The following is an 18,891-nucleotide window of genomic DNA, read 5'->3' on the forward strand; positions in this document are numbered from 1 at the left end:
CGTGCTCCCGCGCGAGATGGTTGAGATGGTATCCCCGCTCGGGAGCGACGTTCAGCGGCAATTCGGGTGATTTACAGCCCCGAGGGGTCGCGGCCGACGCTGATCTCCTCCGCGATCTTGCGGATCTCCGCCACCTCGAGACCTGGGGCCTTGGGCAGGTGGCGCAGCAACGCCTCCATGACGACGGGCACGGGCTGGCCCGCCATCAGCCCGGCGATGCCGTGGACCGTCCGGAACAGTGCCTCTTCGGTGTCGTGCATCGGCAATCCCCTCGTTCGGCTACCGGGAGAGGCTACGGCCTGGCCATGACAGTTCGCTCGCTACCGCTCCAGCGTGTCCCGCACGGCCGGGCGTTCCACCGTTCCAGCGCGCCCCGCACGGCCGGGTGCTTCACCGTTCCAGCGCGCCCCGCACGGCGGAGCAGATCGCGCCGAGCTCGCGGACCTGCTCGCGGGTGAGGACGTCGAACAGGCTCCTGCGCACCTCCTCCACGTGACCGGGAGCGGTGGCGGCCAGTGTGGCGAACCCCTCGTCCGTCAGGACGGCGACGTTGCCCCTGCCGTCGGCCGGGCAGCGCTCACGGCGCACCCAGCCGCGCTCCTCCAGGCGGGCGACGGCGTGCGACAGGCGGCTCTGGGAGCTCTGGGCCCTGGCGGCCAGCTCGCTCATGCGCATCGACCGGTCCGGCGCCTCCGACAGGGCCACCAGGATCATGTAGTACGTGTGCGGCATGCCCGCCTCGCGCTGGAGCTGCCGGTCCAGCGCCTCGTTGATGAGCTGACCGGCGGCCAGGAAGTCACGCCAGGTCTGCTGCTCGTCCGGATCCAGCCATCGAGTCACCCTCTCATTTTAGTTGAACTCTCATATACTCTGGCCGGGAGAAACAGGTGAAAGGGGACGACCATGCCGGTCCACAGGCTCAATCACGCGGTCCTCTACGTCCGTGACGTGGAGCGCAGCGTGGCCTTCTACCGGGAGGCGCTCGGATTCGAGGTGGTCATGGGCATGCGCGGCGCCGCGTTCCTCCAGGCCCCCGGCTCCAGCAACGACCACGACCTCGGGCTGTTCGAGATCGGCGCGGGCGCCGGCTCCTCGCCCGCCGGACGCACCGCCGTCGGGCTCTACCACCTGGCATGGGAGGTGGACACGCTCGACGAGCTGGAGCGCATCGCGGTCACCCTGAGCGAGCTCGGCTCCCTCGTCGGCGCCTCCGACCACGGGACGACCAAGGCGCTCTACGCCAAGGACCCCGACGGCCTGGAGTTCGAGGTCTCCTGGCTCGTGCCCGCCGCGCTGATCACGGAGGAGACCCTGGCCGCCCGGTCCGCCATCCGCCCGCTCGACCTGGCCGCCGACAAGGAGCGGTACGGCGCGCAGACCCGGGGCGGGGTAGGGGTGTCGATCCCGGCCTGAAGGTACCGTGGCAGGTATCCGACCGATTTGTTCCGGAGAGGGTCATGCCAAACGATCCGGATCACGTCCTCGACGCCATCGACGGCGTCGTGGACGAATGGGAGACGCTGAGCGCGGACGCCATGCGCTGGGCGCCTCCCGAGCACAAGTCGCCCGACCTGCTGGACGAGGCGACGGAGATCCTGAGGCCGCTGGCCGAGGCGCTCTCCGAGGTTCTGCGGCCGCTCGGCGACTCCATCAACCGCGCACTCGAACGACTCACCGACGACGACTGACCGGCCCGCCGCCGCGTGTGCCGGGTGGACGCAGTCGGGTTGTCCCGCGCGTGCTCGGCTTGCCGCCTCCGTCTCCGTCTCCGTCTCCGTCGGCGTCGGCGTCGGCGTGGCGTTTCGCGGCCCTTCAGTCCGTTCGGCGGCGGCGGGTGCGGCGGGGGTAGGCCTTGGCCGTCTCGGCCAGCCGGGCCGAGTGCTCGGCCTGCCGGCGCCAGTGGCCGTACGCGTCGCCGCGCTGGGCCAGCCGGTCGAGCTCCCGCATGGTCGCGAGCGGGATGAACGCGGGCTCGGCGTCCCGCCAGGGCGTGCCGGGCAGCGGCATGAACGTGTGCGTGTGGATGCGGGCGCCCAGCTCGGCCAGGTCGCCGGCCAGCACGAGCGACTGGCGCTGGTCCTCCTCCGACTCCCCCGGCATGCCGAAGATGAAGTCGACATTCGGCCTGAAGCCGTGCTCGACGGCGATCCGGACGGCGTCGCGCACGGGCGAGGCGCCGTGCCCCCGGCCAGAGGCGGCCAGCACCCGGTCGGACCCCGACTGGGCGCCGATGATCAGGTTGTCGTTGGCGACGTACCGCTTGAGCAGCCGCATGGCCTCCGGCGTGACGTGCTCGGGCCGCACCTCCGAGGGAAAGCTGCCGAAGAACACCCGGCCGTGCGGCGGCAGCTCCTCCTTGACCCCCGCCAGCAGCTCCTCCACCGCGCCGAGATCGGGGTCGGGGCCCGGCGAGCCGTAGGAGAGCGAGGTCGGCGTGATGAACCGCACGTCCCGCAGCCCCTGCTCGACCATGCCCTTGACGTGCTCGCGCACACTGGCCACCGACCGGTGGCGGAACTGGCCGCCGAACATGAACGGCGTCTGGCAGAACCGGCAGGTGTACCGGCAGCCCCGGGTGATCTCGATCGGCCCCTTACGCCCCAGGAACGACGGGAACGCGTCGAGCGGGAGCTGCGGGGCGGGACGCGTCCTGAGCGCGACGCCGTCGGCGTCCTTGACCGCGAGGCCCGGCACGGTCGTCAGCGGCTCGTCCCGCCGCAGCGCCTCGACCAGGGCGATGATCGTGGACTCGCCCTCGCCGATCGCGGCCAGGTCCCAGCCGGCGTCGAGGACCTGCTGCGGCTCGGCGGTGGCGTGCACGCCGCCGGCGATGTGCGCTCCCCGGCCGTCGCTGAGCGACCTGACGGCGGCCAGCTCGGCGGCCATGGCCTCGGCGTCCGGCGAGTAGAACGACCAGAGCACGAGCACCCGGTCGGCCCGGCTCGCCGCGATGTGGGCCGCCGTCTCCTCCGGAGTGACGCCCAGCAGCTGCCGGTGCTCCACGCCCGAGGTCTCCAGTGCGGCGAGCACCGCATGCACGCCGTACGTCACGGCCTTGCGGTAACGGACCACCACATCCACTGCCAGCGCCACGACCGGCAGCGTAGCTCAGGCGGAGGCCAGCCGCATGGGACGCAGCGCGCCGGTGAGCTTGGCCAGCTCGGCGAGCATGGCGTCGGCGGCGGCGATCATGACGTCGTTGGGCGCCACAGTGCCGTCCTCGGCGATGAACTGCTGGTAGAAGGGGATGTTGACGGCCTCGACCACGGGGATCATCTTCAGCGTGCTGACGACCTGGCGCAGGCCGTTCACCGCCCGGGTGCCGCCGGAGATCCCGCCGTAGCTGACGAACCCCGCCGCCTTGTGCTGCCACTCGTGGTGCAGGTAGTCCAGGGCGTTCTTCAGCACGGCCGTGAAGCTGTGGTTGTACTCGGGGGTCACGAACACGAAGGCGTCGCCCCGCTCGACGGTGGCGCTCCACTCCTTGGTGTGGGCGTTCACGTACTGCTTGAGCTTGGGGTGGTTCGGCTCGTCGAGGAACGGCAGGCCCACCTCGGCGAGGTCGACCAGCTCGACGTCGAACTGCCCGGCGGCGACGGCCCGGCTCCTGAACCACTCGGCGACCTCGCGCCCGGCGCGGCCGGGACGGGTGCTGGCGACGATGATCTGCAGGACTGGCTTGTCCATGGGGTTCCTCCTCAGGTAGTTGATACCTCAACATTATTTAGTAACTAAACATTTCTTAGCAAATGTTAGGATCTGCCCCGTGAGCCCCCATTCCGTCTGCGTCCGGTTCCACGTCGCCCTCGAACTGATCGGCGCCCGGTGGTCGGGAGCCCTGATCCACATGATCTTCAAGGGCGCCCATCGTTACGCCGATCTCAAGGCGGCCATCCCGGGCATCAACGACACGATGCTGGCCCGCCGGCTGCGCGAGCTGGAGACGGCCGGGCTCGTCGAGCGGCGGGTGCTGGCCACGTCGCCGGTGCGGGTCGAATACCACCTGACGGAGATGGGTCAGGAGCTGCGCCCGGTGCTCGACGAGCTGGTCACCTGGGCGCACAAGTGGATCCCGCGGCCCGAGGAGCCGGCCAGATCCGCCTAGCGCGTACGGGCGAGCGCGGGGAGGCGGGCCGGGGTTAGACTCCGGGCATGCACTGGCGACATTGATGAACCACCAGCGGCCGACGCGGCAGGAGCGCGCGCGGGCCTCCGAGGTGCCGAGCACCAGACGGAGTCCCTGTCCGCCCCTTCCGAGAGGGCCGCATGTTCGTCCCCAAGCTTTACGTCTACACGTTCCTCGGCGAGTTCGTCCTGCTCTACCCGGTGTACACGCTGTTGTTCACCGATTCCGGGCTCTCGGTGACCGAGACGTCCTCGCTGTTCGTCATCTGGTCCGTGACCGGCATGGTGCTGGAGATCCCCTCCGGCGCCTGGGCCGACGCGGTGTCCCGCAGGCTGTTGTTGTTCCTGGGCCCGCTGCTGGCCGGCGTCGGCTTCGGGCTGTGGGTGCTGTTCCCGTCCTACTGGGCCTTCGCGCTGGGCTTCGTGTTGTGGGGGGCCGAGGGCGCGCTCGTCTCGGGCGCCTTCGAGGCGCTCGCGTACGAGGAGCTCGAACGCCGGGGCCTCCAGGGCCGGTACGCCGCCATCATGGGCCGGGCCCACTCGATCGGCATCGCCGCCGCCGCGTCGGCGATCGCCCTCGCCACGCCGGTCTTCGCGGCCGGTGGATATCCGGCGGTGGGGGCGGCCAGCGTGGCGGCCTGCCTGTTGTGCGCCGCCACCGCGCTGACCCTGCCCGAGCGGCGTCCTGCCCGAGCGGCGTCCACTGATTCGGACGGGCGGTATCTCGCGGTTCTGCGGGCCGGTGTGGCCGAGGCCCGTACCGATCGGAACGTGCTCGAAGCGATCGTCCTGATCTCCGTCGTGACGGCGATCTGGGGCGCTCTGGAGGAGTACGTGCCCTTCCTGGCCGCCTCGACCGGCGCGCCCAGGACGGCCGTTCCGCTGCTCGTCCTGGCCGTCTGGGTCGGGGCGGCGGCGGGCGGCCTGCTGGCGGGGCCCGCCCGCCGCCTGAGCGAGCGGTCGTTCGCGCTGGTCCTGGGGCTGGCCGCGCTGGCCATGGCGGCGGGCGCGCTGGTTCCGCATCCGGCCGGGTTCGTGCTGGTCGCCGGCGCCTTCGGGGCGTTCCAGATGGCCGGCGTGGTGGCCGACACGCGGCTGCAGGAACGCGTCTCGGGCGATCAGCGGGCCACCGTGACGTCGGTGGCCGGGCTCGGCACGAACATGGTCACCCTGGCCGTCTACACGGCCTACGGCGCGGGATCGCCGTTCCTGTCCCACGGCACGACGTTCGCCCTCCTGGTCCTGCCGTACGTGGTCATCGCCCTGTGGCTGGCCCGGGAGCGGGTCGCGCCGATGTGATCCTCTTCGACGCGAACGGGACGCGCTTGGGCAGCGGCGGCGGCTCCTCCCCCTCCTTCTCCGGAGCCGGCGCCCCGCCCCGGCGCGCCCGCCAGCGGGACGGGAACAGCGAAGCGGTCAGCAGAATGCCGCCGACCACCAACGACCAGGTATTCAGCAATGCCGCGTACGCGTCCAGATAATCGGCGGGCACCAGGTCGAATCCCATTCTCCGGTCGCCTCCCGTGGCGGCCCGCACGACCGTCGCCCCGGCCAGGGCCGTGAAAGCCAGGCCGGGCAGCAGCGAGGCGACCGGAGAAATCCGGGAACCGGCCAGGATTCCGATGAGGACCGCGGTCCCCGCCAGCGCCGCCGTCGCCGTCCAGTCGGGGACGGACGTGGTCGCGCGGGGTCCGTACAGGAGACCGGCCGCGATCAACGGGATCGCGGCGACCCCCACCGCGGCCCCGGCGAAATGACGAACACCATTACCCATAGGGAACACCTCCAGGCCCAATACGATACCGACATACCACCAGTTACAACTTTAGGACGAAAAATCTCCATTTGTGGCCGATGGCCGGAAGGACGGGCATATCGCCTTAATAGGAAATATTTGGTATCTCCTCATTTGTCCGTCAGCCGTTACCGTGACAGAACCCCCCATCGAGGAGCGGCGGCATGTTTCGCTGTGCAGTGGCAGGCATCACCCTGGTGGCCGCCTGCCTGGCCACCCCCGCCCACGCGGCGTCCGACCCCGTGATCGAGGCGCTCTCGCGCGACCTCGGCCTCTCGGTGCCCGCGGTGGTCACCCGGCTGGCGAACGAGCGGCATGCCGCCGCCCTGGAGGCCGAACTGGCCACCTCGCTGGGCGACTCCTACGGCGGATCGTGGCTGACCGAGGACTCCTCCGCCCTCGTCGTCGCCACCACCGACCCCGATCGGACCGCCGCGATCTCGGCCCGGGGGGCGCGTCCCGTCGTCGTGCGGCACTCGCTGTCGGAGCTGGACGCCGTCGTCCGCCGCCTGGACCAGGCCGCCCGCCGCATCCGGACGGGGCCCGCCCTCTGGTACGCCGACGTCCGCGCGAACCGGGTCGTCCTCCAGGTCCCCTCCCCGTCCGGGTCCTCACCGTCCGGATCCTCAGCGTCCGGGTCCTCACCGGCCGGGTCCTCGGCCACGGCGGCCCCTGTCGCCGCGGCCCTGGCGGCGGCGGCGCGCAGTGCGGCCGTCGTGGTGGCGCCGTCCGCCGAGCTGCCCCGCACGTACGCCGACATCATCGGCGGCGACCCCTTCTACGTCGGCTCGATGCGCTGCACGATCGGCTTCTCGGTCACCAAGGGCAGCATTCCGGGCTTCGTCACCGCGGGACACTGCGGGCACACCGGCGACCTGGTCAAGTCACCGGCCGGCACCTTCCAGGGCTCGTCCTTCCCGGGCAACGACTACGCATGGGTCGCCACCCCCGGGTACACCGCGCAGCCGTACGTCCGCGGTCCCGGCGGGACGCTGGTGACCGTACGCGGCTCCGTCCAGGCGACGGTGGGGGCGTCCGTCTGCCGCGGGGGCCCGACCACCGGCTGGCACTGCGGCACCGTCCAGCAGCACAACGCCACCGTCACCTACGCCCAGGGCACCGTGTACGGCCTGACCCGCACCAACGTGTGCGCCGAACCCGGCGACTCCGGCGGACCGTTCATCTCGGGCGGCCAGGCCCAGGGCGTGACCGTGGGCGGCTCCGGCAACTGCAGCACGGGCGGCACGACGTACTTCCAGCCCGTCAACGAGATCCTGAGCGCGTACGGCCTGACCCTCCGCACCGCCTAATGGGAGCTACCGTGGCTGCTGATCGGGCAGACTCGGTGCCTGGTAGCCGCTGGTGAGTGAGCACTCTCGCCGCCTGGATCTTGAATCCTAGGGTCAGATCGTGCCCTCACTGGTGGTCAGGGGTCTTTGATCGCTGATGGGATGTCGTGCCCTCCGATGGTCGGGTGAGCACTGGTCCATTAGGTCGCCGACCGGCTCCTGCGGGCTTCCGTGTCCTGTTGTCGATCGTGGAGGTCGTTGTGCTGTTCGTTGGGGATGACTGGGCTGAAGATCACCACGACGTCGAGGTCCAGGACGAGGCTGGGAAGGTGTTGAAGCGCGTTCGGCTGCCCGAGGGGATGGCCGGGGTCGCCCGCTTCCACGACCTGGTGGGCCGGTTCGTCGCCGAGGATGCCGATCCCTGCGAGGTGCTGGTGTGTATCGAGACCGACCGAGGGCCCTGGGTGCGGGCGCTGGTCGCGGCCGGGTACCAGGTGTTCGGGGTCGACCCCAAGCAAGCGGCTCGGCACCGGGAGATCCTCAGTTCCTCTGGCGCCAAGAGCGACAAGGGTGACGCCCATGCGCTCGCCGATATGATCCGCACCCGCCGTCACCAGCTCCGCGAGGTGGCCGGGGACTCCGAGATCGCCGAGGCGGTCAAGGTCGTCATCGCGGGCGCATCAGACGCTGCTGTGGGAGCGCACGAGACACATGCTCCGGCTACGGGTCGCGCTGCGGGACTACTTCCCGGCCGCTCTGGAGGCATACAAGCCCCTCGGCCTCACCAGCCAGGCCGTGCTGAGGCTGCTGGCCAAGGCCCCCGCCCCCGAAGCCGCGGCCAAGCTGACGATCAGCCAGATCAGTGCCTGTCTGAAGGGCCGCCGCGATATCCCTGGCAAAGCCGTCGCGATCCAGGACGTGCTGCGCGCGCAACACCTGGGCCAGGCGCCACTCGTCACGACCGCCTACGCCTCGACCGTGAAATCACTAGCCGCGATCATCGCCGTCCTCAACACCGAGATCAAGACCCTGGAGGGCGAGGTCGAGGCCCATTTTGGCCGGCACCCGGACGCTGAGGTCATCTTCAGTCAGCCCGGCATCGGCGTCGTCCTCGGCGCCCGGGTGCTCGCCGAATTCGGAGACGCCAAGAACCGGTACGCCTCCGCCAAAGCCCGCAAGAACTACGCCGGCACCAGCCCGATCACTCGCCAGTCCGGCAAGACACGGGTCGTGCAGGCCCGGTTCGTTCACAACGACCGGCTCGTCGACGCCCTCCATCTCCAGGCGTCCTGCGCCATCCTCCACGACCGCGCAGTCCGCGCCTACTACGACCAGCTCAAAGCCCGCGACATCAGCCATAACGCCGCCCTGCGCCAAGTCGGCAACCGCTTGGTCGGCATCTTCCACGGCTGCCTCAAAACCCACAGCCACTACGACCAAGCAACCGCCTGGTCACACCACGACTACGACCTCACCGCTTGACACTCAACGTCCAGGGATGTCTGACCCCCTCCTCCAGGACGCCCGCCACCCTCAGGAAATCCGTTCGCGCGCCACCGATGAGTTCTCCGGCCCGATCGAGTCTGCCCTCCCGAAAGCGGATCCCCTTCGCCGCACCGACCATCGGGAGGCAACGATGACGCGCCCCAACCTGAACAGCCTGCTCCTGGCCAGCACCGATCCGGCCCGACTACGCGCCTGGTACGCCGCCGTGCTCGACCCCGAGTCCGACACCGACGTCACCCATTACGGCGTGCTCACGTTCGGCGACTTCCATCTGATCATCGACACCCGGGCCGACGTGGCGGACAAGAATCCCGAGCCCGGACGGGTGATACTCAACTTCGACGTCCCCGACGCGCGCGCGATCGTCGCCCGGATGGAGGAGGCGGGCGTGTCCTGGCTGGCCGAGCTGGAAGACCGCGAGGGCAGCCTGTTCGCCACGGCGATCGACCCCGACGGCAACTACGTCCAGATCATCCAGCTCAGCGAGGACCACCGGAAGGCGATGTGACGATGTTCGGCAAGACGAAGGCGTTCAGCGGATTCTCCGTCAACGATCTGGCCGCCGCGAAGGCGTTCTACGGCGACACCCTGGGGCTGGAGGTGTCGGAGTCGAACGGCCTGCTGACCCTGCACATCGCCGGCGGTACCGACATTTTGGTCTACCCCAAACCCGACCACGTCCCCGCAACCTTCACCATCCTCAACTTCCCGGTCGAGGACATCGAGCAGGCCGTCGACGCCCTGGCGGCCCGCGGCGTGCACTTCCAGCGCTACGACCAGCTGAAGACCGACGAGAAGGGCATCTTCCGCGGCGGCGGCCCCCTGATCGCCTGGTTCACCGACCCGGCGGGAAACGTCCTCTCAGTCCTCCAGGACTGACGCCCGGAAGCCGGGCCGCGGTTCGGCGCCGCAGGAACACCTTCCCCACCCTGCGGCGCCCGCCCCACCTGGGACCGTCCCATCCCGCGGTCACGGCATAAGTCACGTTTCCGCAGGTAAAACGCCTCCCCCATGTCCCACCCTGTCCCACGGACGATGCGCACGACCTCGCTTCCATGCTCGGATAAGCCCCGTCAGCACGCACCGCTCACCACGTACTGACGAAGGCACAAAAGCGTCGGCGAGTTCCCCGCGAATCCGATCAGAAAAGGCAGTGACAGGACATGAGCCACCACGTCAGCATCACGGACATCGAGCAGCAGCCCAGGACGCGCAGAACAAGGTTCACCCTCAACGGCGCACTCTGGTCGCTCCAGGCGTTGTGGGGCTTCTTCTTCGCCGGCAGCGGCTTCGGCAAGGTGCTGCTGTACGACGACGCCCTGTTCGCGACAGCACCCCGGGCGGTGGCCTGGTACGCGGCGGTGCCGCAGTCCCTGATCGTCTTCATCGGGATCGTCGAGGTGCTCGGCGGCATCGGCCTGGTCCTGCCGGCGATGACGAAGGTCAAGCCGATGCTGACGCCACTCGCCGCCGCCGGCCTGACGCTGACGATGATCCTCGCGGCCGGTTTCCACATCCTGCGCGGCGAGTACGAACTGGTCCCCGCCAACATCATCCTGGGCGGCGTCGCGGCCTTCCTCACGGCCGGACGCTGGAAGCAGCGCCCCATCTCCCCCGCGCCCCTCACCACCCCGCGCGTACTCGGCGCGCTCGCCGTCCTGGTCGCCCTGGCCCTGCTGACATTCGCCCCGACCTGGTACACGATGACCAACGTCCAGTTCTGATCACCGCCCCGGCACTCCCGGACCGTGCCCGCACGGCAGCCGCTGAGAACACGATGCCATGGGCTCGAACCCCGGCACCGGCGGAGACTAGATGCCGATCCAGCAATAGATCATCTGCTCTTCCACCTGCGCCCGCTGCGCCAGACCTCGCAGCCCGGTAAGGATCTCCAGCAGGTATCCATCGCCCGGTGGCACGAAGGCGAACTCCTCGATCTGCTCCCATTGCTCGACGAGTTCGTCCAACCTGCCGTCCGGGACGCCGGCCAACGTGTCGCGGACGTCCGCAGGGAGCTCTTCGATCCCTGGCCCGTCCTTGTAAGGCGAGTCGTCGGGCAGGGCCTCCCACTCCTCCATCGTCGCCGGAGCGCCCTCGGGCGGCGGATAGACGGTGGTCGTCCGCACCAGGTCCAAGCTGTACGGAACGTCTCTGGCAAGGGCTATGAGCCGGCCAAGAATCACGTCGGGGTCGATCCACTTGGCGTCCACGGCGTCGAACGTGGCGACGCCCGGCATGGGTTTCTCAACTGCACGTGGGTTATCAGGCTTCTCCGCAGCGACCTGCCTGTTCGCCGCCCGGTAATAGTCGTAGAAGCCCCCCATGCGTCCCTCTCGTTCGATCGCTACGTATGTACGAAAGACGCCCGAACCGCCAGCAGCAGTCCCGGCGCTGATGTGCCACCGCCGGAGACGTGGTTCGCTCGGGCAATCGCGACCTGGAGGCAACGCCGAAGGCATGCGATCATCACGCTCATGACTTCGTGCAGAAAGGGCCATGCCGCGTAGGCGCCCGTCAGCGGTTCGCACCCGAGGATTCATGTGCGTAACCCACAGACCTTCGATTCATCAGGTTCCCGGCCTCGGACCGCGCCCCATGGCCGCGGTGATCGCACTGGAGCACACCCGGCTGAGCCCAGGTCATGTGGCCGCGGTGCTGCTGGCCTGGACACGGCAAGTGATCCCCGGCACCTCCACCCAGCTCCTACCCACCTGCACATGCCTGGGCTGTCGCGAGGACGATCCGCGCGAGGAACTGGAACAGGTGCTCATGGCGCTGCCCCGTTGGACGCGACCACATCTCTACAGCCTCGTACTCCCCATCGACAGAAGCTTTCTCGCCCGAACGTCGCCGGATCCGCTCGCATCGCCCGACCGGCCATGGTGGCAGCAGCGGCGGCGCCCAACCGCCTGAGAGCGTGCAAAGAAGTGGCACAACATCGTCACGGCAAGCCAGACCTGCCAGGCCAACGACGCTGTTCCGGCAAGCAGGCAGGCAAGCTGTGGCCGTGCATCTTGTCGGCAATGGCGGCGCTGCCGAGTCGGCGGTCCTGGAACCGAAGGTTGTGGAAGGACGCCGGCGACCGCACGGGCTCGACCCTCCGGGGCTGACAGGCCAAGTGCAACCCACAAGCCCGCAGAGACCGAAAAAGGCCCTCCCCGAAGATCGGGGAAGGGCCTTTCACCTGCGGAGGATCGGGGATTTGAACCCCGGACGGTGTTGCCACCAAACCGCATCAGCAGCTCGAGTCTTGCGTGTCCCTATTGGTTCCACCTGGACCACCTGGCCGCGCTGGTCTTCCTGGACGGGCTACATACGAGACGGGATTACAACTAGAACTGCAACTAGACCAGCCCCACTGCCGCCTGATCACCGAGCGTGGAGTGGCGGACATCAATGTAGCCATCGCTCCTCGCCGACCTACCGAGTCGACACGCGTGCTCGCTGCTCGACTCATGGAGACGGCTTCTCAAACATTTCCGGCTGCGACGACGACTCTCGGCAAGCCAAAGCGGCTTCCAACGAGCACGAGCTTGTGCGTCGACGGGAGACGAAGCCGAGCAGTGGGATACCGTCTCCCCTCCGAGCCATGAAATCTCGGCAGCGAGATCGCTACAGGTTGTTCGCACTGCTCGCATGGGCCATTGACGACCGCCCGGGGTCGCCCGAATATGGCGCGGTTGCTGCTGTGGTTGTTGCCCCCGGCCCACCGTCGCACGATGGGCCAGATTCTCTAAATCATGGCATATCTGCGCGAATCGGAATTTTTGGGGGCTACACGTCAGAATAATATCCATTTTAATGGCGATATTCGGACATCAAGGACGCGCCCTCTTTCGCTCATTGCTGATTGTTTGCCCGCTTATAAAAGCTGCATACGTCTTTCATGCTTGACGCTGGGGTATCTCCCTTGTCGCACTATCGCAGCGGCGTGGGCGGATACAAAAAACAGCTTCGGTATCCGCGCCACCGCGGCGCCATTCACGAGCTCGATCCGACGCGGGTCAACGAGCCCCAGGAAAATACCTAACGTTCTCGCCGGGAATGCTCACCACGGAAAGGAATGACCCATGCCATTCATCATGCGCAACACCCTCCCCAAGCTGGCCGCACATACACTCGCCGCCACCGTCCTCACCGCAGCGGTCATGACGCCCGCGGTCGCGGCATCCTCTGCCCCCAACCCGGCCGAGGCATACATCTCAAGCGTCAGTGCGAACGGAAACGGGTGCCCGCCTGGGACCTGGGAGGCGGCGATCAGCCCTGACGGGAAGTCGTTCACGGTTACATTCAGCTCATACGAGACGCTCATCGAACCTGGTAGTGATGCTTCGGACAAGGAATGCACGCTCTCGCTGAACGTGCATACGCCGTCGGGGACCTCGCTTTCCACCGCCAAGTTCTCCTACCAGGGCTACGCGCTCATGGACCAAGCAGGGATGAGCGCGACGCAGAGCGCAAGCTACAACTTCAGCGGTGCTCCCGTCCCGGCTCAGTCGGTTCGCTCGCAGATCTTGGGACCGCACGACGACTCGTACCTCTTCTCCGACCGGATCTTGCTTCACGACGACGTGGCGTCGGCGCAGGGCGCAACCCGCGCGCTGAACGTGGCAACGGGCCTGATCCTCACCAACAACCCCGCAGGGACCGGCAGCGGCTACTTCAACACCAGCAGTGTCGACGGGACGCTCCAAAACGGACCGAGCTGCACCATCGACCGGCGCACCGCCACCTCGGGGCAGACCATCGTCGGCACCGCGAGCGCCGATGTCATCTGCGGGTCACCGTTCGCCGACCGCATCGCCGCGTTGGGCGGCGACGACGTCATCCTCTCCTTCGCGGGCAACGACCGGATCTCCGCCGGTTCCGGCAACGACACCGTCTTCGGCGGCAACGGCGACGACGACATCAGTGGCGACGACGGCAACGACGCCCTCGACGGCGAAGCCGGCAACGACCGGATCCTGGGTGGGCCGGGCACCGACACCGCCAACGGCGGGCCGGGCACCGATTCCTGCGTAGCCGAGACGACCACCTCCTGCTGAGTCAGGTCGACGCTCCCGCCACAAGAGATGCACGATCCACGGACATCAGCCGACCTGCAAGCCGGGCTGCACCGAATCAGGCCATGCCTGCTACAAGCGGGCCCCGCCTCATTGACTGCGCCGGCCATGCGGACAAGTGCCCCAAGCGCACCGTCGGCGGCCTGGTCTTCCACCAGAGGAAGGGCAAGAGCAAGCTCACCCCCCGTGCCCGCTCGAACTCCTCGCCCAGCTCAAGGCACATCCGGTGGTGCAGGATGCCGAGCGGGAGAGGGCGGGAGATCGACGGGAAGACCAGGGCCTGGTGTTCGCGACCAAGCACGGCTCTCCCATCGAGCACACCGAGGACTGGAAGATCTGGAAGCCCATCCTTCAGCAGGCTGGCGTCCAAGACGTCCGGGTCCATGACGCTCGCCACACCGCCGCGACGCTCCTCATCGAGCACGGTGTGAACATCCGGATCGTTCAGCAAGTGCTCGGCCACACCCGAGTGACCACACCGAGCGCTACGCCCACGTATCCACACCCCTGGTGCGCGACGCGGGCGAGCTCGCCTCCGCTCTCTGGGGAAATCCCGAGTCGTTGTGACTACGACACCTTCGGAGATCAAAAAGGCCCTCTCCCCGATCAAGGGAGAGGGCCTTCCGCCTGGCGGAGGATCGGGGATTTGAACCCCGGATGGTGTTGCCACCAAACCGCATTAGCAGCTCGGAGCCAAACTGTCCCAGACCGTTCAACGTGGACCAACGCGGCTGGACGGACGTCCTGGGCCTAGGTGGACGGCGCGGAACTGCAACCCAAACTGCAACCCGCGCGGCACTGCTCCCCCTACCACACTCGTGCGGGCGATCACGTCCTGCAGCTCACCGAAGAGGGCCGCCATTCTGGATGAAAGTGCTCAGTTGCGCAAAAGAACCTTGCGCGCGCTCACGCGCAGAAGATCACGTACTGTCCGACCGCTTCGTCGACTAGTTCTCGCCCCTGGTCCCTGAGCCAGATCACCAGCTGACGCAGCCGCTAACGTCATCTCACACAGCGGAGCCAGCATGGGGCGACGGTGACGGCGGAGAGCTGCGCGGCGCACGCTGCTCCGAAGGCAGCCGTCTGAAGCTGCTAGAGGCGCAGCTTCGCTGTACCTCCTGCTGGAATTCCTGACGATGCGTCCTATCCAGTCAAATGACTGGATAGGACGGCAATCAGCGGCCGAGGAATTTCCGCCAACCGGAATAAGGTAGACTATTTGACCGAACCGCATCCAGCCCTTCCTTGGCACACCGGGTAAATTCCATTAGTAGATCCTCATATTCTTCATACTTTGCCTCCCAGCGCGAACTTTCCGGCCAGAAGCTCGATCTGTCATTTCCATTCCCTGCGTCGTCATAGTCAATTAGGCGCCTAATTTCTCGCAACTTCTTAGCCACGCTCTCATACTTAGCGGTGGCATCGGGAGATGCCAGCCTAATAGCCGACTCTTGGTGAATCATAGCCCTATCGGTTTCAAGAACTCGGCGAACTAGTTCGTTTTCATCGAACACAACAGCAGCAGTAGAGCCATTTGCGCTGCGGTAGCGGAAGTCTGCAAAGTCGCTCATTGCATGCATATAGTTTCGAAGGGCTGTAATACCATCCCCGTAAATACCGCTGAGCCGATCCGCTTCTAGCTGATTGGATTGACGGGCCCATTCTATATTTCTGCGAGATCTCTCAAAACGATCATTCAGTACGACAACTACGATCGCCACGAGAGCGCTAACGATGGCCGTAACTATAGGCAGCATGAGCCCATGAGATCACGTGAATTCCCTATAACAAGGGAACCTCAAGATTCGGGGCAGTCTCTGACAGACGGGGTAATCCCATACAATCTACCAGTTGGCAACATGAGTATTCATAAGCCCCTGCGCCTCTCCCCAAGGAGCAACAGTCCAAGCGAAGCGAGGCCCTTTGATCAAGGGCGGGAAGCAGATGGGCACCCACCGAACCGTGTACCGCGTGGGTGTTCCTGCGAACCTACGTGGATCCTAGGAGATTCGACACCTGACATCCTGCTTGCAGAGACGCGTGCCGATCTTGCTACACAGGGAAGACGCAGCTCAGCATGCGGGTGGCATTCTCCGTGCCCCCCACCGCTCCCCCGCCTCCCCGCCCCATCCGGCACGCCCACCACATCGTTCGGTGGGCCGGGGCTGAGGAACGAAGCCCTGGACCTTCGATCGCCCCCAGCCAGCTATGGTGGCTGGCCTCCGACAGGCGATCGTAAGGGCCTTCGCCGTATGGCGCGCCTTGCGGGGTTTCTCCCCGTGCGGACGCACGCACCCCTCTTTCCGGATCTTCCCGTCGCCTCCGGCCCCTGATCCGCTCGGCTTGTCCGGGGGCGGCGGTGCCGGGAAGAGCCGGCCACCCTAGCCATTGCCCGCGAGATGCTTGTCATGATCATCCCGAAGTCAGAGGCCCCCGCCGGAGACTGCAGTAACAGTCGTCCGATGCTACGTCTGGAGTTAGGTGCGCTGAGCGACCGTGAGCGGTCTGTGAGAAATCATTATGTTCGCGTCGTAGCTTGCCGTTCCAGCGACCAGGTTCTTGAGGAGTCTGGTCTTCGAACCTGCGCGCCACCAGGGAAGCGAAGGCTGGTACATCCTAATCTGAGATATCTAGTTGTAGAGACAGTCTCTGTGAGATGATGTCCTTAGCCGATGAAGCGAGGTTTCTATGATGGCCAAGTCGCCCAGTAACGCACAGACGCTATTGATGCGTATCTTCGACACCTGGCACGCAGATAATCTCCCTGGCGCGACGGGCGGAACGGCGTTTGAAGTATTTGCTTCAGAGCTTGTTCTTCGCTCCTATGGGCTTTCTCTTGAAGAAGTTAAGCTTGGCATAGTGGGGGGCGGGCAAGATGGCGCCATAGACTCGATATATGTCTTCTTTGATGACGCCTTGCTGGATGAGGACTCTGAAGTAGTATCCGAAAGTAGTAAGCCGAGCGACTTTGGCCAAGACAGGTCACTGGAGCTTTGGGTGATTCAAGCTAAGAGGACGGCCGCCTTTTCTGAGGAGGCAATCGATAAGCTGGAGAATTCTCTGCGCCGCCTGCTCGACCTTTCGCAACCATTAGGCGAGCTATCGCCACTTTACAACAGCGACGTTCTCGCCCGTATTGGCATCTTTCGTTCCACTTGGGAAAAGGTTCTTACGCGTCGACCTCGGATTAGTGTCAACGTTGTATATGCAACACCCGGCGAGCGCAAGGGTGTAAATCCACAGGTCGAAGCCAAGCTGATTGCACTGAAGCATGTCGTCCTGACGGCGGTGCCTGACGCGCGCCATATCGCTGTAGAGCTGCTCGGAGATGTGGAGCTCCTGGCTAAGTACAACGAAAGGCCGTCATATACGCTTCCCATGCGCTACCAGGAAAGCGTTACCAGCGGACAATCCCACATAGCACTTGTGGGCCTAATGGACTACTACGACCTTATCGTAGACGAGAATGGCCGCCTTCGACGGCATCTCTTTGAGATGAATGTTCGAGACTACCAAGGAAATGTCTCGGTCAATCAGGAGATCCGAAAATCTTTGGCAAATCCAGAGAGCCCTCAATTCTGGTGGCTAAACAACGGCGTCACTATCATCTGCAGTGATGCGACGATCGCGGGCAAAACATATTCACTATCGAACATTCAGATTGTCAATGGACTTCAAACCAGCCATGAAATCTATGACACGCTGAAAGTAAATCCGCCGGACCATATCGTAGACCGGATGCTCCTAGTACGCATTATCGTGACCACCGATGCGCTTACACGTGATCAGGTCATCAGGGCCACGAATAGGCAAACGACAGTCACTGACGCGTCACTAAGGGCAACGGACGAAGTGCAACGCAACATTGAGAATTACTTCCTCACCAAAGGATGGTACTACGACCGCAGAAAGAATTTCTACAAGAACGATGGCAGGGATACTTCTAAGATCGTTAGCATCTCTCTTGTGGGTGCAGCAATAACAGCCATGGGACTGTCCCGGCCGGATAAGTCGCGCGGGAAGCCGTCATCGCTACTTAAGAACGATGATGACTATAGATCGGTGTTCAACTCGTCAATAGATCTAGAAATCTACTTCTGGGCAGCAAAGACTCAGCGTCAGATTGACGCTTTTATCGTGTCGGAAGCCGCCGACGCAACGGTCTCTCAGAAGAGCAACCTGCGGTTCCATCTGTCCATGCTTGTAGCCGAACACCTTTATGGGGGGCCGCTGAGAAGCCCTCAGCAACTTCGTAGACTTGCTCTAGAAGACGCTTCCATGTCAGACAAGGAAGTATCCACGCTATTCGAAGCATTGAAAGGCTGGTCGGCTGGATACTTGAAAGCCAATGGGGTCATCTTGGAAAGAGCTACGAAGGCTCAGCGTTTTAGTGAATTCCTCCTAATTCGGGCCGCGAGACATCGGACGAGCGTCCAGGAGTCTTAATCGATCCCTCGTAGGTGACCCAATCGACGGACAACGGCGATGGAAGTGAAGCCTTCGGAGGGGTCAATCTCTGGCAGCGGCCCGAGTACGGCCGTGCGCGAGAACGGCCCCCAGGCCGCACGCGCAGCGTGCGGCCGAGCGCAGGGCCGTGCCGCCGCCTTGATCCTCATAGGGACTATTCGGCAACGATCTCAGCTGTCATCTGGAAGTACGTGTACGGCGGCGGTGTGGGCAGGTAGCTTCGCGGTGTGGCTGATGACGCTGAGCTGACGCGCTGGGTGGTTCATGGCGAGCGGTTGATCTACGACAACCGGTGGATCCGGTTGGGGATGGCCGATGTGGAGATCCCGGGCGGGGAGCGGTTCGAGCATCATGTAGTGCATCTCGATCGGGCTGCCATCGCTGTCGTCGTGGATGAGCAGGATCGGGTGTTGCTGATGTGGCGGCATCGGTTCGTGTTCGACCGGTGGGGGTGGGAGCTTCCGGGCGGGCTGGTCGAGGCCGGCGAGGATCCGATGGCGACCGCCGTGCGGGAGGTGGAGGAGGAGACTGGGTATCGGCCGAAGCGGGTCGAGCACCTGGTGAGCTATCAGCCGATGGCCGGCATGGTGGACTCCGAGCACATCCTGTTCCTGGTGCATGGCGCCGAGCTGGTCGGTAAGCCTGA

General features: G+C 65.6%; 20 protein-coding genes and 1 pseudogene. 14 read left to right on the plus strand and 7 right to left on the minus strand.

Annotated features, from left to right (window positions below):
• Positions 1 to 71: 71 nt before the first annotated feature.
• Both AB0C33_RS21740 and AB0C33_RS21745 read right to left on the minus strand, forming a co-directional pair.
• Entirely contained in the window at positions 72 to 260 is a 189-nt protein-coding gene (locus tag AB0C33_RS21740) for a hypothetical protein (protein ID WP_357692877.1), read from the minus strand.
• A 130-nt stretch (positions 261 to 390) separates the two neighbouring features.
• Positions 391 to 840: a MarR family transcriptional regulator gene (locus AB0C33_RS21745; protein ID WP_358290698.1), complete on the minus strand. Its 450-nt coding sequence runs from the start codon at positions 838 to 840 to the stop codon at positions 391 to 393.
• Between the two features lie 63 nt (positions 841 to 903).
• Between AB0C33_RS21745 and AB0C33_RS21750 the strand changes: the two genes are divergently transcribed.
• Together AB0C33_RS21750 and AB0C33_RS21755 are read left to right on the plus strand one after the other, a co-directional pair.
• Positions 904 to 1,413, plus strand: a complete 510-nt coding sequence (locus tag AB0C33_RS21750) for a VOC family protein (protein ID WP_358290701.1) — start codon at positions 904 to 906, stop codon at positions 1,411 to 1,413.
• Between the two features lie 44 nt (positions 1,414 to 1,457).
• Positions 1,458 to 1,688, plus strand: coding sequence for a hypothetical protein (locus AB0C33_RS21755; protein ID WP_352318077.1), 231 nt, complete (start codon positions 1,458 to 1,460; stop codon positions 1,686 to 1,688).
• 124 nt (positions 1,689 to 1,812) lie between these two features.
• Here AB0C33_RS21755 and AB0C33_RS21760 read toward each other — a convergent pair whose 3' ends face one another.
• Complete coding sequence (locus tag AB0C33_RS21760) at positions 1,813 to 3,093, minus strand: TIGR04013 family B12-binding domain/radical SAM domain-containing protein (protein ID WP_358290704.1); 1,281 nt, start codon at positions 3,091 to 3,093, stop codon at positions 1,813 to 1,815.
• Positions 3,094 to 3,108: 15 nt separating this feature from the next.
• Positions 3,109 to 3,687: an NAD(P)H-dependent oxidoreductase gene (locus AB0C33_RS21765; protein ID WP_358290706.1), complete on the minus strand. Its 579-nt coding sequence runs from the start codon at positions 3,685 to 3,687 to the stop codon at positions 3,109 to 3,111.
• A 79-nt stretch (positions 3,688 to 3,766) separates the two neighbouring features.
• On the opposite strand from AB0C33_RS21765, the gene AB0C33_RS21770 reads away from it, so the two are divergent.
• Positions 3,767 to 4,105: a helix-turn-helix domain-containing protein gene (locus AB0C33_RS21770; protein WP_352357614.1), complete on the plus strand. Its 339-nt coding sequence runs from the start codon at positions 3,767 to 3,769 to the stop codon at positions 4,103 to 4,105.
• 161 nt (positions 4,106 to 4,266) lie between these two features.
• On the plus strand, positions 4,267 to 5,424 hold the full coding sequence (locus AB0C33_RS21775; protein WP_358290709.1) for an MFS transporter: 1,158 nt from the start codon (positions 4,267 to 4,269) through the stop codon (positions 5,422 to 5,424).
• On the opposite strand, the gene AB0C33_RS21780 is transcribed toward AB0C33_RS21775, so the two are convergent.
• Entirely contained in the window at positions 5,381 to 5,920 is a 540-nt protein-coding gene (locus AB0C33_RS21780) for a hypothetical protein (RefSeq protein ID WP_358290712.1), read from the minus strand. The two genes, AB0C33_RS21775 and AB0C33_RS21780, sit on opposite strands and share 44 nt — an antisense overlap.
• Positions 5,921 to 6,084: 164 nt before the next feature.
• Between AB0C33_RS21780 and AB0C33_RS21785 the strand changes: the two genes are divergently transcribed.
• The 5 genes and pseudogenes from AB0C33_RS21785 (at position 6,085) to AB0C33_RS21805 (ending at position 10,439) form a co-directional block, all read left to right on the plus strand.
• A complete protein-coding gene (locus tag AB0C33_RS21785; RefSeq protein WP_358290713.1) occupies positions 6,085 to 7,230 on the plus strand; it encodes a S1 family peptidase in 1,146 nt (381 codons plus the stop codon).
• A gap of 239 nt (positions 7,231 to 7,469) precedes the next feature.
• A pseudogene (locus AB0C33_RS21790) lies at positions 7,470 to 8,691 on the plus strand (IS110 family transposase).
• A gap of 154 nt (positions 8,692 to 8,845) precedes the next feature.
• The gene (locus AB0C33_RS21795; RefSeq protein ID WP_358290716.1) at positions 8,846 to 9,223 is read left to right on the plus strand and encodes a VOC family protein; all 378 of its coding nucleotides are present in this window, start codon (positions 8,846 to 8,848) and stop codon (positions 9,221 to 9,223) included.
• Positions 9,224 to 9,225: 2 nt separating this feature from the next.
• Complete coding sequence (locus AB0C33_RS21800) at positions 9,226 to 9,594, plus strand: VOC family protein (protein ID WP_358290718.1); 369 nt, start codon at positions 9,226 to 9,228, stop codon at positions 9,592 to 9,594.
• Between the two features lie 284 nt (positions 9,595 to 9,878).
• Complete coding sequence (locus AB0C33_RS21805) at positions 9,879 to 10,439, plus strand: DoxX family protein (protein WP_358290720.1); 561 nt, start codon at positions 9,879 to 9,881, stop codon at positions 10,437 to 10,439.
• An 87-nt stretch (positions 10,440 to 10,526) separates the two neighbouring features.
• Here AB0C33_RS21805 and AB0C33_RS21810 read toward each other — a convergent pair whose 3' ends face one another.
• Entirely contained in the window at positions 10,527 to 11,039 is a 513-nt protein-coding gene (locus tag AB0C33_RS21810; RefSeq protein ID WP_358290723.1) for a hypothetical protein, read from the minus strand.
• 271 nt (positions 11,040 to 11,310) lie between these two features.
• Between AB0C33_RS21810 and AB0C33_RS21815 the strand changes: the two genes are divergently transcribed.
• The 3 genes from AB0C33_RS21815 to AB0C33_RS21825 all read left to right on the plus strand — a co-directional run bounded on the left by AB0C33_RS21815 (position 11,311) and on the right by AB0C33_RS21825 (position 14,532).
• On the plus strand, positions 11,311 to 11,628 hold the full coding sequence (locus AB0C33_RS21815) for a hypothetical protein (RefSeq protein WP_358290726.1): 318 nt from the start codon (positions 11,311 to 11,313) through the stop codon (positions 11,626 to 11,628).
• A 1,157-nt stretch (positions 11,629 to 12,785) separates the two neighbouring features.
• Positions 12,786 to 13,760, plus strand: a complete 975-nt coding sequence (locus AB0C33_RS21820; protein ID WP_358290730.1) for a DUF4360 domain-containing protein — start codon at positions 12,786 to 12,788, stop codon at positions 13,758 to 13,760.
• Between the two features lie 301 nt (positions 13,761 to 14,061).
• Positions 14,062 to 14,532, plus strand: coding sequence for a tyrosine-type recombinase/integrase (locus tag AB0C33_RS21825; protein ID WP_358290733.1), 471 nt, complete (start codon positions 14,062 to 14,064; stop codon positions 14,530 to 14,532).
• Between the two features lie 421 nt (positions 14,533 to 14,953).
• Here AB0C33_RS21825 and AB0C33_RS21830 read toward each other — a convergent pair whose 3' ends face one another.
• A complete protein-coding gene (locus AB0C33_RS21830; RefSeq protein WP_358290736.1) occupies positions 14,954 to 15,499 on the minus strand; it encodes a hypothetical protein in 546 nt (181 codons plus the stop codon).
• Between the two features lie 967 nt (positions 15,500 to 16,466).
• On the opposite strand from AB0C33_RS21830, the gene AB0C33_RS21835 reads away from it, so the two are divergent.
• Both AB0C33_RS21835 and AB0C33_RS21840 read left to right on the plus strand, forming a co-directional pair.
• A complete protein-coding gene (locus AB0C33_RS21835) occupies positions 16,467 to 18,224 on the plus strand; it encodes an AIPR family protein (RefSeq protein WP_358290739.1) in 1,758 nt (585 codons plus the stop codon).
• 248 nt (positions 18,225 to 18,472) lie between these two features.
• The coding region (locus AB0C33_RS21840; protein WP_358290742.1) for an NUDIX hydrolase at positions 18,473 to 18,891 on the plus strand (419 nt) is incomplete at its 3' end.

It is taken from the genome of Nonomuraea sp. NPDC048881 (genome assembly GCF_040649795.1).
In the GTDB taxonomy this organism is placed as follows: Bacteria; Actinomycetota; Actinomycetes; order Streptosporangiales; family Streptosporangiaceae; genus Nonomuraea.